We start from the raw sequence: 15,173 nt of genomic DNA on the forward strand, positions 1-15,173 counted from the left end.
GATATGGAATATCATATTATTGAAAAACAAGAAATTGAGATTGTAGGAGCTATTAGAAATTTTGAAAAATGTACTACAAATGCTAAAATTAATAATTGGCAAGAAAAAAATATAGATATATGGTTATTTTGGGATGAATTTCTTAATAAGGGAATGGATAAGAAAATTGGGAATGAGTATAAGCTTTATCGTCCACCATTTTGGCGAATGTGTGCAAGGCAAACATTAGACAACGGAGAAAATGTTATATCTATTGGTGCAGAAGCTGATGGTAAGGAGTATAAAGATTTAGATACATTTAAAATTCCAGCAAGTACATGGGTTGTATTTGAGACTAAGGAATTTTTAAGTAAGGACAACAACACTATAGAAAGTTTAATGAAGGTGATTAATACAGAGTGGTTACCTACAAGTGGTTATGAAAAGTCAATGAATTATGAAATTCAAGTATATTGTCCAGAAGAAGAAAAATCAAATAAATGTGGTTTTGAAGTATGGATTCCTGTGAGAAAGAGGAAAATACTTAATTAAAAATAATTTGTTTAAACATAGAAAATGACATAAGTTTATAGCTTATGTCATTTTCTTTGAAGTTATATTTATTGAATTAAATAGATTTTATAATTAATTATTTTTATAATAAAAAATTATAGTAATATTTATAAATTTCCAGGACATAAACATACATGGCTATATGAAATATTTTGAATAGTTATTTTATAAAAATAGAATATAATAAATTTCATTTTAAAATCTAACTTTAATCTAACTTTAACTTATGTATAATAAAGCCATGATATAGAACATCAATAAAAAACAAGGAGGATTTTAATATGAAAATGAAAAAATTAGGTATTCAACTTTTAACAGTAGCTATGTTAGTAGGTACAACAACAAGTGTTTTTGCATCAAGCCAAGGTGGGGAAAATATTGTTGATAAAATTTCAGCAAAAATAGGTACTTATGTAGAAGGAAAGGCGCCTGAGATGCCAAAGGATGCGATACAATTAGAGAAAAGTGATATTAATAGTGATAATGAAGAAATTTCAAATGGTGAAGTTAAAACGTATAAGCAAGGAGAAATGCCTGAGAAGCCAGAAGGTGCCGTAGAAATGAATAAACAAATCATTGAAAATTAAATAGGAAATAAATAAGTATTATATATATGGTTAAAATATATCATAAAAAGCCACACAAATTTGTGTGGCTTTGAATATTTAGGAGGTGTTTTATGAAACTTTTGCTTGTTGAAGATGAAAAAATGTTATCGAAAGTTATGACGAAGGGGCTAAAAAAACATGGATATGCAGTTGATAATGCATATGATGGTGAAGAGGCACTACAGTTTTTAGAAATAAATGATTATGATTTGGTTATATTAGATTTAAATTTACCTAAAATAGATGGCATTGATGTATTAAAAGACATAAGGAAAACTGATAATGAATTAAAAGTAATTATCTTGTCTGCAAGGAGCGATGTTGAGGATAAAATTATAGGTTTAGATAGTGGTGCCAATGATTATCTTGCTAAGCCCTTTGAGTTTGCAGAATTAGAAGCGAGAATAAGAAATTTATTAAGACGTGCTTTTGTGCAACAAAATGTAAAACTTTCTTGTGGAGAAATAACAATTGATACTGCTAGCAAAATAGTAAAAGTTAAGGATATAATAGTAGAACTTACTAAAAAAGAATATTCCATTTTAGAGTATTTAATGTACAATAAAAATAAAGTTATAAGCGCAGAAAAGGTCATTGAACATGTTTGGGATAGTGACGTAGATTTGTTTTCAAACTCATTTAAGTTTCACATTCATTCTTTAAAGAAAAAACTATCAGTATCTGAAGGGGATGTAATTAGAAATATTAGAGGTCAGGGATATATTCTTACAGATGAGAAGGTGTGATTATATGAAAAGAATAATTACTTTAAAAACTAGAATTACTGTTTTGGTAAGTATTATTATAATACTGATTGCCATATCTCTAACTGGTATATCTATTAGTAGTGCAAATTATTATTTTTTGAAAAATAATATGGATAGGGAAATTATTGAAAATGAAAACAGCGATTATATAAATAGGGAAGAATTTATTGAATCGGTTAATAAGGAAAATAATATTGGAAATATAGATGTAAGGATTAAGGCTGTAGAGGCTCAAAAAAATTTTTCTATTCAAAGTATAATTGTAATGATAGGAATTATAATTGCTGGTATTTGTGGCACATATATTATGGTTGGTAAAGCATTAAAACCACTTTCACAACTTAGTGATACAGTTCATAATATTAATGATCAAAATCTAAATAAAAGGATTGATGTAAAAGATAGTAAGGATGAAATAAGTAGTCTTGCTAAATCTTTTAACTCAATGCTAGAAAGATTAGAAAAATCATTTGCAAATCAAAAAAGATTTTCAGCAAATGCTGCTCATGAATTAAAAACACCTCTTACTACAATTAAAGCATCACTAGAAGTTTTAAAAATTGATGATATGCCCAATATAGAAGATTATAAAGAAAATGCAGATATTGTTGAAAAAAGCACTAATAGACTTATTAAAATAGTAGATGATTTATTAAAGCTTACATCTTCTGAATTATTAGATTTTAATGATGAAATACATTTAAAAAACTTATTCAAAGAAATTTTAAGTGAATTATCATTTAGAATAGAGAGTAAAGGAATAAAAATAAATTTAGATATACAAGAGAATAATATACATGGAAATAAAACTTTATTATATAGAGCTTTTTTTAATATAATAGAAAATTCTATAAAATATGGAAAGAGCAATGGATATATTAATATTTCATCAATGCTAGATAAAGATAAAATTATTATAAATGTAAAAGATAACGGTATTGGAATTTCACAAGATGACAGGGAACATATTTTCGAACCATTTTTTCGCTCTGATAAGTCACATTCACAGCAAATTAGAGGTTCAGGATTAGGGCTATCAATTGTAAAAACTGTTATTGATAAACATGATGGTAAACTATCAGTTAATAGTGAAATTAACAAAGGAACAGAATTTAAAGTTATTTTTAATAAAAAAAGCATAATAAGCATGGAAGATTTTAAGTTAAAATAATAAAAATAGTGTAGAAGTTGTGTTTATTTTTTATAATGATGATGAAAAAAGAGGAATATATAAAATTTTATGGAATATAACTTAGTAAGTTTACAATATTACTAAAAGTTATAAGCTATATTGTAGAGGCAAAATAATATTTTAAATTATACATTGATGAATGGTGAGGATAAGATAATGAATAGTAAATTAGTATATGATAAAGTTGATAAGTTTAAATTTTCATATAGTAATTCAAAGGTAGTTTTGCCTGAAGATATAAGAAAAAGTATTGAAGAAAATTGGAACAATTTAATGGAAAGTGGTAAAGAATATACTAATGATGAGATTTTTACTGTAAGTGATATTATGTTTAATGATGATACTTTAGAATTTATAATGAAGAAAACTAATTTTGCTCATTATATGTACACCTTAAAGAATAATTGGGAAGGGGAATATATATGTAGATCTGTTGCTGCTAGTGCACTTATGGTTACTAGTGATGACTTTTATGTTTTATGTAAAATGGCTAATTACACTAGTTTAGGTGGTAAAGTTAAATTTATAGGTGGAGCAATAAGTGAAGATGATGTTTATAAAGACGAAATTATACCTAAAAAGTGTGTTGAAAGAGAAGTATTAGAAGAGGTTGGTTTAGATTTAAATGACAAAGAAAAAGTGAATAAAACAGAACATGTATACTTTATTACAAGAAAAAATTTATCTTTTATAAATACTTTCTTTAAAGTTTACTTAAATATGTCATCAAATGAATTATTATTATTATTTAAAGAATATGATGAGTATTTAAAGAAAAATAATTTAGAAAGAGAGTTACATTCAATTGTATTTGTAAAAAAAGATAAAGAAAGTGTATTAAAATTTCTAAAGGAAAATGATTGTGTTGAATATTTAGAAGACACCTTTAAAGCTGAATTAGGAATTGAAAAACCAAAACAGTTTTTTGATGAAATGGAAAAATAAATTTAATGAAATATAGCATAAAAAAATGTACTTTTTAGGATAGAAGTTAAAAATTCTATTCTAAGAAGTACATTTTATTTCTATATAGTAAATGAAGTTACTTATTCTAACTTAAAATACATTTTAATTGATTTTAAATTATTAAGATTGACCTTTACGCCACGTAATAACTTATAATTAAAGTATAATTTATTGTGAGGTATGTAAAAATGATTAAACTTGAATATTTAAAAGAAGAAGATTTAGAAAAAATTGTAGAGTGGAATAAGAATAAGTCATCAGATTATTTATTGCAATGGGCTGGACCTAGTTATACGTATCCTTTAACTATTAATCAAGTTAAAGATTACTATTTTAACGATGTTAAAAAGCATAATTCTAATATATTTCTTTATAAAATAATTATAGTTTCTACAAATGAAATTATAGGAACCATTGAACTTCGTGAAGTGGATAAAACTAATAAAATAGGTAGAGTATGTAGATTTTTAATTGGAGGAGAAAATATTAGGTATAAAGGGATTGGAACACAGGCATTAAAAGAATTATTAAGAATTGGATTTGAAAATTTTAATTTTGAAAAAATAACTCTTGGAGTTTTTGATTTTAATGAGAGTGCAATTAAATGTTATGAGAAGTCTGGGTTTTTAAAAGAAAAATTTATAAAAAATGCAAGAAAAACAGAAGGTGGATATTGGAATTTATATGAAATGACCATTTTAAAAAGTAAGTGGAGAATAATGAATAAGTAAGTTATTTTAAAAACTAAAAATGTAATCAAATGAATTTATTATAAAATTATTCAAAAATGAATTGCTGTATTTTTAGCATATATAGTATTAACTTTTACAAAATGTAATATATAGTGTATAATAATATAGTGATTTTAAAATAATAAAGAAAGGTTAAAGAGGTTATAACAGCTAATGATTTTAAAAAGTATATAGAGTTAATAGGAAAACTAAGTAATGTAGAAGTGCGAATATGGTACAATAGCAAAGATAGAAATATAATTAATAAGATAGATAAGTCACTATCAATAAAGAAACAAGCTCAACAAGCTCATTTTTTAAGGAATAAATATAGAATGCAAGCTAGAAAGTTAATGAAAGATAAAGAACTAGCAAACCATTTAAATTATAATAACACTAACAAGCCATTTGAATATTATGAAAGCAAATATATGAAAAAAGGATATGATGGTGATACACTTTATCAAAAAATAATAGATGCTTCTACCAGATCTAATAAACAAGTTAATAAGCAATTAGGATTAAGTTAATTGCCTTAGTTTTTGAAGCGCCCATTAAGGGGCCTTTTTTTTATTGTAAAAAATTCAATATAGAGAACTGAATTTGGAATTATTATTAATTAATTGTAAGATTAATTCTTATGAATATTAAAATACATTATTTAGTTAATATTACTTTTATTTTCTACGAAAACATTACAAAATGAAATGGAGAATAGAAATATATTTTTAAAAGGATAATTATAAATCAAGAATAATTAATATCAATATGTGATGAAATTTTTATAAGAACCGTATTGAAAGTTCTTATTATACATTTCATAGCAATTAAATTTGAGTTTTTATATGAAAAAATTGGGGTGGTTATAATAATGGTACAAAGCATTAAAAAATTAATAATTAGAGAAGCAAAAATAGGGGATGCTAATGAAATTATAAAATTAGTGAAAAAAGTAATGGGAGAAGTACAGTTTTTTACTAAAGAGTCAGAAGAATTTAATTTAACAGTTGAACAAGAAATAGAATATATTAAAAAAACATCATTATTTTTAATTGCGGAAATGGAAGGAAAAATAGTTGGATGTACTACATTACAAAAAGGGAATTCAATTAGGACAAGACATGTTTCAACATTTGGAATAACAATTTTAAAAGAATATAGTGGGTTAAAAATAGGAAGTGCTTTAATTAAGCGTGTAATAGAATGGGCAAAAGTAAATGAAATAGAAAAAATTGAATTAGAAGTTTTCAGTAAAAATGTTGTTGCAATTGGGCTTTATAAAAAATTTGGTTTTATAGTGGAGGGTGTCCGTAATAAAAATATAAAAATTAATGGAAATTATGAAGATACATTGCTTTTAGCTAAATTTTTATGAGAATTAGATTTAAATTAAATAGTATTATATATTAAATGAAAGATTTGGTATTGTAAAGGATGTATATAAAAACCATGTAAAGAGCTTTTGTATAGGAATTTATTGAAAACATATCAATATGGTATAATATGTTTAAAATATAAGTTATTATAAATAATATATAAATTTTATTATTAAAGAGGTGAAAAAATGATAGATGTTAAGGGGATTAAAAAAAACTTTGGCAGAGTTGAAGCATTAAGGGGGATAAGCTTTAATGTTCAAAAGGGTGAGATTGTAGGTTTGTTAGGTGAAAATGGAGCAGGAAAAACTACGACTTTAAGGATGATAGCTACAATGTTAAAACCTACAGAAGGAACTTGTCTTGTAAATGGTCATGATATATTTAAAGATGCTGACAAAGTAAGAGGTGAAATTGGAATTTTATTTGGCGGAGAGGTAGGACTTTATGATAGACTTACTGCTAGAGAAAACATAAGATATTTTGCACTACTTAATGGTATGAACAAACTAGAAGCGGATAAAAATATAGAGGAACTTGTAAGAATTCTTGATATGGAAGAATATATAGATAGGAAAGTAGGGAAATTTTCCAGAGGTATGAAACAAAAGGTTGCTATTGCAAGGTCTATTGTACATAATCCTTCAGTTATGCTATTTGATGAGCCTACTATTGGCCTAGATGTAATTTCAACACGAATAATTCAAAAGTTTATATTAAAATGCAAAAAAGAAAATAAAGCTATAATATTTTCAAGCCATAGTATGAATGAAGTTGAAAAGTTATGTGATAGAATAGTTATCATAAACAAGGGGGAAGTTGTTGAGAGTGGTACAATAAAAGGACTTAAAGAAAAATATAACAATGAAGATTTAGAAGAAGTGTTTGTAAGTCTAATTGGAGGTGACGGTATTGAGTTTTAAAACAGTTGGACTAATATTTAAAAAGGAATTATCAGATTTATTTAGAGATAAAAAAACAGTATTAGTAGGAATTTTAATTCCACTATTACTATTGCCTATAATGTTTTACTTTATGAGTGCAGGTATAGAAAAAACTGCAAAAAAGGAAAATTTTAATATAGCCATAGAAGACAAAGGTAAAAGCTCTTTAGATAAATTTTTGAAAGAAAAAGATGATCTTAATATAAAAACTATAGAATTTGATGAAGCAGAAGATAAGGTTAAGAATGGGGAGATTGCAGTAGTTATAACAATACCAGATAATTTTGAAGAAAATATAAAAAATGGAGTTCAAACAAATATTGATGTTATATATGATGATTCCAGTCAAACTTCTAGTATGGTATTTTCTAAGGTTAATCAATATATAGGTGAGTTTTCACAAAACGTGGTTAAAACAACACTTACCAATAGAGGTATTGATCCTAGTGTATTACTTCCTGTAAATATAAATAAAAAAACTATAGTTGAAGAAGATGATGGGGTAAGCAAGATGATTATGTCTATGATTATACCTTTATTTATAGTTTTATATTGTGTTACAGGACCACTGCCAGCTGCTACAGATTTAGGTGCTGGAGAAAAGGAAAGAGGCACTTTAGAGCCACTTTTGACAACAAAAGCAAGCAGATTATCTATACTTTATGGAAAAGTTTTTGCTATAACTATACTTGGAATTATTACTGCTATTGCAGCAATTGCTGGACTTGTAATTTCGTTTAAAATAAGCCCTGGTGTTTTTGGTGGAGGAGTAGAAAATTTTGATATAGGAATATCTCCGTTAGCAATACTTATAATATTCATATTTACAGTACTAACATCTATGGCCTTTGGAGCATTAGAGTTAGCTATAAGTATATATGCTAGGTCTTTTAAAGAGGCTCAAACTTATACTACACCATTAACTATTTTAGCTTTTGTACCAACTTTTTTAATGTATACAGTTGATGGGAAAAATATAGATAATATATACTTTCACATACCAATAGCAAATGTTATGTCTATATTAAAAGAGGTAACATTAGGAGTTATAAATATTCAACATATTCTTGTTGTTTTAGGGTGGATGATTGCGTATATAGTAATATCAGTAGCTATAGCTAGATATATGTTTAATAAGGAAAATGTAATTTTTAGAACTTAAAATTAAAATTAAGAGAGCTTAAAAAATAAGCTCTCTTAATTTTGCTTTTTATTTATAGAAGTTGTTCAAATTTATATTGTTATCAATAGAGTTTTCACGTATTTAGGAGAGAAAAATAGATTTTAGATAATAAATGTTAAATTTTATTAAAAAACTTTTGAAAAATAAGTTGACAATGATAATGAATTTCATTATCATATATTTATCGATAATAATTATTAATAAAATTTAATAGTTATAACTTAAAAATTATAGAAAGGGGGAGTTACAATAAATCATTAATAGATTTTTGTAACACAAATTAAAGCAATATTTTAAGCTTTATTAAATTCAAAGTATGAAAGATAAATATTTAGTAGTTATATTAGTACTATTGTCAATGGTATCTTTATTTGTCGGAGTTCATGAATTAAATATTTCAAACTTGTTAAATGGAGATACTATGCAATTAGAAATAATATACTTATCAAGAATACCACGGTTAATAAGTATCATACTTTCAGCAGTAGGTATGAGTATAAGTGGAGTTATTATGCAACAAATAAGTAATAATAAGTTTGTATCACCTACTACAGCAGCAACAGTAGATTCTGCAAAGTTAGGAGTTTTAATAGCAGTTATGTTTTTCTCGACTACTACACTGACAGAGAAAATGATTATGGCATTTATATTTTCTATAATTGGAACTTTTATATTTATGAAAGTTTTAAGAAAAATAAAATATAAAAACGCAGTATTTATACCATTGGTAGGAATAATGATAGGAAATGTAATTAGTTCGATTACTGATTTTATAGCTTATAAATATAATTTAGTTCAAAATGTAAATTCTTTTATGCAGGGGAATTTTTCTATGATTATTAAAGGGAATTATGAGCTATTATTTTTAACTGTTCCTTTATTAACTGTAGCATATATATATGCATATAAATTTACGGTTATAGGAATGGGTGAGGATATATCTAAAAATTTAGGTTTAAATTTCAATAGAGTAGTTACTATAGGTATGGTTATAGTTGCATTAATATCATCATTAGTTGTAATAACTATTGGGAATATACCCTTTTTAGGTTTAGTGGTTCCTAATATAGTTTCTCTATATAAAGGGGACAATCTATCTGAAAATATTAGTACTACAGCATTAGTTGGAGCTATTTTTGTATTATGTTGCGATGTAGTTGGGAGATTGATAATATTTCCATATGAAATACCAATAAGTGTTACTGTAGGTTCGGTAGGATCCATAATATTTTTTTGGTTAATTTTTAGGAGAAATAATAATGAAAAGTAGAAATATAAATGTAAAAAGTAAAATTTATTTACTAGCTATTATAAATTTAATATTAATTATGCTATTTATATTTTTAGGATTAAATGAAAGTAATTTTAATTACAATATTTCAAAGAGAATACCTAAAATTATAGCAATAATAATTTCTGGTTCGTCTATAGCTTTTTCATCATTAGTATTTCAAACAATGACTAATAATAGAATTCTAACTCCTAGTATTTTAGGACTTGATTCATTATACATATTTTTTCAGACAGTTATTGTACTTATGTTTGGGTCTTCTTCCATATTTATGTTGAATAAAAATATAAATTTTATATTTTCTACTATGCTTATGATAATTGGAACATTAACTTTATACAAATTAGTAATACTTAGAAAAAGAAATATATTCTTTTTATTATTAGTAGGAACGGTTATGGGCACGTTATTAAAAACATCAGCAACTTTTATGCAAGTTATAATAGATCCCAATGAATTTGAGGCTTTACAGACAGTATTATATGCGAGTTTTAACAATGTAAATATTAATATATTATTTTTTAGTCTGATAATTACGGTAGTTATTGCTGGAGTTGTGTATGATGATATTAAAAAATTTGATGTGATGTTACTAGGAAGAGAGAATGCAATAAATTTAGGCATTAATTATGATAAATTATCTTATAAAATAATTATTATAGTTTCAATATTAATATCTGTATCAACAGCTTTAGTAGGACCGTTAACATTTTTAGGTATATTGATTGTGAACTTGTCGTATCAATGGCTTAAAACATATAAACACAATCTACTTATAATAGGATCAATTTTAATAAGTATCTTAGCATTAGTAGGTGGACAATTTATTGTTGAAAGAATTTTAAATTATAGTAGTACAGTTAGCATAATAATAAATTTTATAGGAGGAGTGTATTTTATATATTTATTATTAAAGGAGAGCAATATATGATAGAGGTAAAAGGCATATGTAAAAGTTATGGTAATAAAAAAATTGTGGACGATGTATCTTTTAATATAGAAAAAGGAAAAATAACATCTTTTATTGGTCCTAATGGAGCAGGAAAAAGTACTGTTTTATCCATGTTAAGTAGAATAACTAGTATAGATTCAGGAGAAGTTTATATTGATGGTAAAGAAATCTCTAAGTGGGATACTGTTGAATTATCTAAAAAAATATCAATATTAAAACAAAGTAACAATATTAATGTGAGGCTTACAATAAAAGAATTAGTATCATTTGGAAGATTTCCATATTCAAAAGGAAAACTTACAAATGAAGATAAAAAATTTATAAATAAAGCCATAAAATATATGGAACTTTCGGATATAGAAAATAAGTATTTAGATGAATTAAGTGGAGGTCAGAGACAAAGGGCATATATAGCTATGATTATAGCTCAAAATACAGAGTATATACTTTTGGATGAACCATTAAATAATCTAGATATGAAACATTCAGTTCAAATGATGAAGGTTTTAAAAAGATTAACAGAAGATTTGAAAAAAACAGTGATTATAGTTATACATGATATTAACTTTGCGTCTTGTTATTCAGATAATATAATAGTGTTAAATAATGGAAAGTTAGTAAAGGACGGTTTGAAGGAGGAGGTTATAAATAAGCAGTTATTAGAAGATATTTATAAGATAGATTTCAATATAAAAGATATAGATGGAAATAAAATATGCGTTTATTTTTAAAAAAAGATTGATAATGAAATTCAAAATCAAGGAGGAAAAGATGAATAAAAAGGTTTTAATAAGTATTTTGATAATAATTTTATTTTTAATAGGGGGATACAGTTTTTTGAAATTTTCCACTAAAGATAAAGGTGAAAATTTAGCTGGAGATATGCTAATAGAGCATAGATATGGGCAAACGCAGGTTAAAAGTAATCCAGAAAAAATTGTAGTTTTAGACTATGGTTCTTTAGATATATTAGATAAAATGAAAATAGAACCAATTGCATTACCTAAATCTAATTTACCAGAATATCTATCAAAGTATAATGATGAAAAATATTCTGATTTAGGAGCTTTATTAGAGTTTGATATGGAAAAGATAAACGAACTAAAACCAGATTTAATAATAATAGAAGGAAGACAAGGCAAATATTATGAAGAACTTTCTAAGATTGCACCAACTATTGGTCTTGGAACAGTTAATAATGATCATTTTAAATCTTTAGAAGATAATATATCTATATTGTCAAAAATATTTGGAAAAGATGAGTTTGGAAAAAAAGAAATTGAAAAGATTAATAAAGAGTTAGATGAAATAAATAATAAGACTACAGCTTCAGAAAATAATGCTTTAATATTTATGGTAAATAAAGGCTCTATCAGTGTATTTGGAGAAGGTTCTAGATTTGGTATGATATATGATAAATTCGGATTTAAGTGTGCAGATGAAAACTTAAGTGGTGAAAATAATCATGGTGAAAATGTTTCTTATGAATATATATTATCTAAAAATCCAGGATATATATTTGTAATAGATAAAAGTGTAATTGTTGGAGGAGAACAAAAATCAGCTAAAGAAATAATAGAAACAGATATAGTTAAAAATACAGATGCATATAAAAATGGAAAGATAATATATCTTGATCCTAAAGCATGGTATTTAGGTGGAAGTGGAATTAGCTCTACAGAGATAATGATATCTGAAATAAAAAAATCTTTATAGTTAAGAGGTTATTGCCAAATGGCAATAATCTTTTTAAATTCATTTATAAGTTTATAAAAATTTGATGAAAATATTTAGAATATATGTATCGTATAGAAAAATATTGAAATTAATATATTAAAAGTATGTTAGCAATTGCAGCATTACATATATTAACATAAAAATAGTTCAGCATATAACGAAAGTTAATAAATTTTAAAAAAAATTTAAACTATGATAAAATCCTCAATAGCATGAAAAGAAAAGAGGTTGAATATGAATAAAAAATTGATTTTATCAAAAAGTATTTTATTTATTATAATAGTGGCATTTATAGGTTTATTTAAAAGTATATTTGGACAAGAAAATACTCTTGTAGGTGTTACAGTAATAACTTTAGCGTTAATGATAATAAAAAAGAAGCCTAGTGAAAAATTTATTGTAAGTTTTTTAAAAATATTATTTATGAATGTATTTTTAGGATTATGTTCATTTTTAGCATATAAGTCATTAATATTAGGTTTGATTTTAAATACTACAGTTATGTTTATTGTTGCATATGTTTGCTCATATAATTTAAATGAGGGATTATATATACCTTTTGGACTTCAATATATGTTTATGTTAAATACTCCTGTTGATGATAAAAAGTTTGTTATAAGGTTAGTTGCATTAGTTTTTGGTGCTTTATTTTCAGTAACATTACAATATACAATGAATAGAAATAAAAATGGAAGTGTAAATAAATTTAAATTAAAGGATGAAATTTTTAAATATAATAAAAATTTCACAAAGAAAAGTTTAATGTTTTCATATGGAGTTAGAATGGCATTAGTTATGGGAATTTCTACATTTATTATGGAGAAAATTGATTTACCAGAAGTAAGATGGATAATGTATACTGTATTTTCTCTTACAAAGCCATATAAAGATAATTGTAATGAAAGAATATCTAAAAGAATAGAGGGAACATTAATTGGCAGTATAATATTTATAGTTTTATTTACAATTATAGAATCGTCAGTATTAAGAACTGTATTATTAATGGTTGTAGGATATGCCAACACTTATATAACTGAGTATAGAAAAATGATAATTTGTGTTACCATATCAGCATTAGGAACAGTTGCTATAGGGCAAGAACTTTTTTTAATAACTTTAGAAAGAATTCTATTTATAATCATAGGCACTATTATATCAAAAGTAATTAACAATTATGTATTGCCGTTTAATATAGGGAAACAAGCTCAAATTTAAATTTATTTAATAACTTTAAAATATTTTTATACAAAATATAGTGTTGAGTTCCAAGTGATTCAGAGCATGTCTCACTATTTGGGGTATCCAAGTTTTGGAATGAATAATTTTAAAAATCAACTTGGAACCATATATAATTAATGATGAAAAGTGTAATTTGGAATTGAAATGTTAATATACAATAAAAAGCGTGCAATTGCACGCTTTTTTTATGCTGTTTTTGTAGAAGAATTTAAATGATTTTTTAAATCATTTATTAAAGAGTTTAATATTTCTAAATGAACATGTTCCATAACATTTATCTTGTACCATTTATTGGTATCGTTATGAATTTCTGGAGTTAAGAAATACTTCTCTACAATTTCATCATTCACATATTTAGATTCTATAGTGATAAGATTCATCATTTCTTCTTTATAATAAGTAATATTTAAGTTTTCTAATTCATTACAGAACCAGTTTGTTCTATTTCTTAATTTATCTATTTTTTCAAGCCATCCAAATGGACCATAAGTGGCAAGAATCATCCATACAGCAACGGCATTAGCACCAGAACGACTTCCACTTATTGTTACATCTAAGTTTTCTATATAGGTAGCTTCTTTTGTAAGTGTATTATGTATTAAATTCTTTCTACATAAGAAAATACCAGTACCATAAGGTGCTTGAAGCATTTTATGAGCGTCTAGTGTAATAGAATCTACATTTTTGTTAGAAAAATCTGTAGTACAATTTTTATTTCCGATAGGATATATAAATCCTCCAAAGGCGCCATCTACATGGATTTTGTAATCTAGTTCATATTTATCAAAAGTATTTGCATATAAATCAGGATCATCTACGGAACCAAACATAGTAGTACCCATGTTAGAGATTACTATAAAATATTTTTTACCGTTTTCTTTTGCCTCTTTTACTATACTATCTAAAACTTCTTCTTGGATTTTACGAGTGTAAAATTCAACAGGAACTTTTATAATATCTATATTTAATAAATCAGAACCTTTGTATGCAGAATAATGTGTATCTGCAGATGTTATTATAGCCATTTCCTCATGCTTAGCATTTTTCTCATTTTTAAAATAGTTTCTATAAACCCACATAGCTTGAATATTTGCTTCTGTTCCGCCTTGAGCAATATAACCGTCAAATTCTTCATCTTCTCCATTAAGTATGTCTTTTGATAGAAGTTGAATGAGTTCTCTTTCAATATCAAAAGTACCTCCAAATAATATATCTGCTTTGTCGTATGTATGGCAGCCTATATGATTAGGATTTTGTATAAAAGTTCTAAGATATGGTGATTTTTTAACAAAATCAAATCCATCATAAAACATTGCATTATCTAATTTTGTTCCAGGAATACCTATAGTGTTAGTATTGTCATAGTTTAAAGTTCTACTTAATGCTTCTGAAACTTTTTGGTTTAATTCTTCCTCAGTGTACTTTTTCCAATATTTCATTCTTTCATCCCCTCTAATATTCTTAACTTAAAATTAAATCCAATTTACTTTTACTTTATTTTAAAGAAAATTAATTGTAGGGTTACAAGTTAACTTTTAAAATTTAATGTTTTATTATAAAAATTATTTATATTGATTATTAATTTTATTCAAAATATTTTAATTATATAAAAGCTAATGGATTTTTATTAAATTA

General features: G+C 25.1%; 16 protein-coding genes. 15 read left to right on the top strand and 1 reads right to left on the bottom strand.

Translation table 11 applies throughout. From position 1 onward, the window contains the following. Positions 1-3 precede the first annotated feature (3 nt). From ACYUE0_RS03630 to ACYUE0_RS03700, 15 genes are all read left to right on the top strand, one after another. Positions 4-531 (top strand): GyrI-like domain-containing protein, encoded by a 528-nt coding sequence (locus tag ACYUE0_RS03630; protein ID WP_199869964.1) that lies wholly within the window; start codon positions 4-6, stop codon positions 529-531. Between the two features lie 302 nt (positions 532-833). After that, the gene (locus ACYUE0_RS03635) at positions 834-1,139 is read left to right on the top strand and encodes a hypothetical protein (RefSeq protein WP_460269525.1); all 306 of its coding nucleotides are present in this window, start codon (positions 834-836) and stop codon (positions 1,137-1,139) included. A 92-nt stretch (positions 1,140-1,231) separates the two neighbouring features. Further along, positions 1,232-1,906, top strand: a complete 675-nt coding sequence (locus ACYUE0_RS03640) for a response regulator transcription factor (RefSeq protein ID WP_460269526.1) — start codon at positions 1,232-1,234, stop codon at positions 1,904-1,906. Positions 1,907-1,910: 4 nt separating this feature from the next. After that, positions 1,911-3,098, top strand: coding sequence for a sensor histidine kinase (locus ACYUE0_RS03645; RefSeq protein ID WP_460269527.1), 1,188 nt, complete (start codon positions 1,911-1,913; stop codon positions 3,096-3,098). Positions 3,099-3,275: 177 nt separating this feature from the next. After that, on the top strand, positions 3,276-4,064 hold the full coding sequence (locus ACYUE0_RS03650) for an NUDIX hydrolase (RefSeq protein WP_460269528.1): 789 nt from the start codon (positions 3,276-3,278) through the stop codon (positions 4,062-4,064). Positions 4,065-4,273: 209 nt separating this feature from the next. After that, positions 4,274-4,816 carry a GNAT family N-acetyltransferase gene (locus ACYUE0_RS03655; protein ID WP_460269529.1) on the top strand — a complete coding sequence of 181 codons (543 nt, stop codon included), beginning with the start codon at positions 4,274-4,276 and terminating at the stop codon, positions 4,814-4,816. Between the two features lie 224 nt (positions 4,817-5,040). Continuing rightward, positions 5,041-5,346: a hypothetical protein gene (locus ACYUE0_RS03660; protein WP_243151897.1), complete on the top strand. Its 306-nt coding sequence runs from the start codon at positions 5,041-5,043 to the stop codon at positions 5,344-5,346. A gap of 341 nt (positions 5,347-5,687) precedes the next feature. Next, complete coding sequence (locus ACYUE0_RS03665) at positions 5,688-6,191, top strand: GNAT family N-acetyltransferase (RefSeq protein ID WP_216449918.1); 504 nt, start codon at positions 5,688-5,690, stop codon at positions 6,189-6,191. Positions 6,192-6,380: 189 nt separating this feature from the next. After that, entirely contained in the window at positions 6,381-7,115 is a 735-nt protein-coding gene (locus ACYUE0_RS03670; RefSeq protein WP_460269530.1) for an ABC transporter ATP-binding protein, read from the top strand. After that, entirely contained in the window at positions 7,096-8,298 is a 1,203-nt protein-coding gene (locus tag ACYUE0_RS03675; RefSeq protein WP_460269574.1) for an ABC transporter permease, read from the top strand. Before ACYUE0_RS03670 ends, ACYUE0_RS03675 begins: the two co-directional genes overlap by 20 nt. 337 nt (positions 8,299-8,635) lie before the next feature. Then, positions 8,636-9,589: an ABC transporter permease gene (locus ACYUE0_RS03680; RefSeq protein ID WP_460269531.1), complete on the top strand. Its 954-nt coding sequence runs from the start codon at positions 8,636-8,638 to the stop codon at positions 9,587-9,589. After that, the gene (locus ACYUE0_RS03685) at positions 9,579-10,541 is read left to right on the top strand and encodes an iron chelate uptake ABC transporter family permease subunit (RefSeq protein WP_460269532.1); all 963 of its coding nucleotides are present in this window, start codon (positions 9,579-9,581) and stop codon (positions 10,539-10,541) included. Before ACYUE0_RS03680 ends, ACYUE0_RS03685 begins: the two co-directional genes overlap by 11 nt. Beyond that, on the top strand, positions 10,538-11,293 hold the full coding sequence (locus ACYUE0_RS03690; protein ID WP_460269533.1) for an iron ABC transporter ATP-binding protein: 756 nt from the start codon (positions 10,538-10,540) through the stop codon (positions 11,291-11,293). Before ACYUE0_RS03685 ends, ACYUE0_RS03690 begins: the two co-directional genes overlap by 4 nt. 40 nt (positions 11,294-11,333) lie before the next feature. Beyond that, the gene (locus ACYUE0_RS03695) at positions 11,334-12,278 is read left to right on the top strand and encodes a siderophore ABC transporter substrate-binding protein (protein ID WP_061994770.1); all 945 of its coding nucleotides are present in this window, start codon (positions 11,334-11,336) and stop codon (positions 12,276-12,278) included. A gap of 255 nt (positions 12,279-12,533) precedes the next feature. Continuing rightward, positions 12,534-13,514 carry an FUSC family protein gene (locus ACYUE0_RS03700; RefSeq protein WP_460269534.1) on the top strand — a complete coding sequence of 327 codons (981 nt, stop codon included), beginning with the start codon at positions 12,534-12,536 and terminating at the stop codon, positions 13,512-13,514. A gap of 209 nt (positions 13,515-13,723) precedes the next feature. On the opposite strand, the gene ACYUE0_RS03705 is transcribed toward ACYUE0_RS03700, so the two are convergent. Continuing rightward, the gene (locus ACYUE0_RS03705; RefSeq protein ID WP_460269535.1) at positions 13,724-14,977 is read right to left on the bottom strand and encodes a pyridoxal phosphate-dependent decarboxylase family protein; all 1,254 of its coding nucleotides are present in this window, start codon (positions 14,975-14,977) and stop codon (positions 13,724-13,726) included. Positions 14,978-15,173: the final 196 nt, after the last annotated feature.

It is taken from the genome of Clostridium sp. CTA-19 (genome assembly GCF_054767855.1).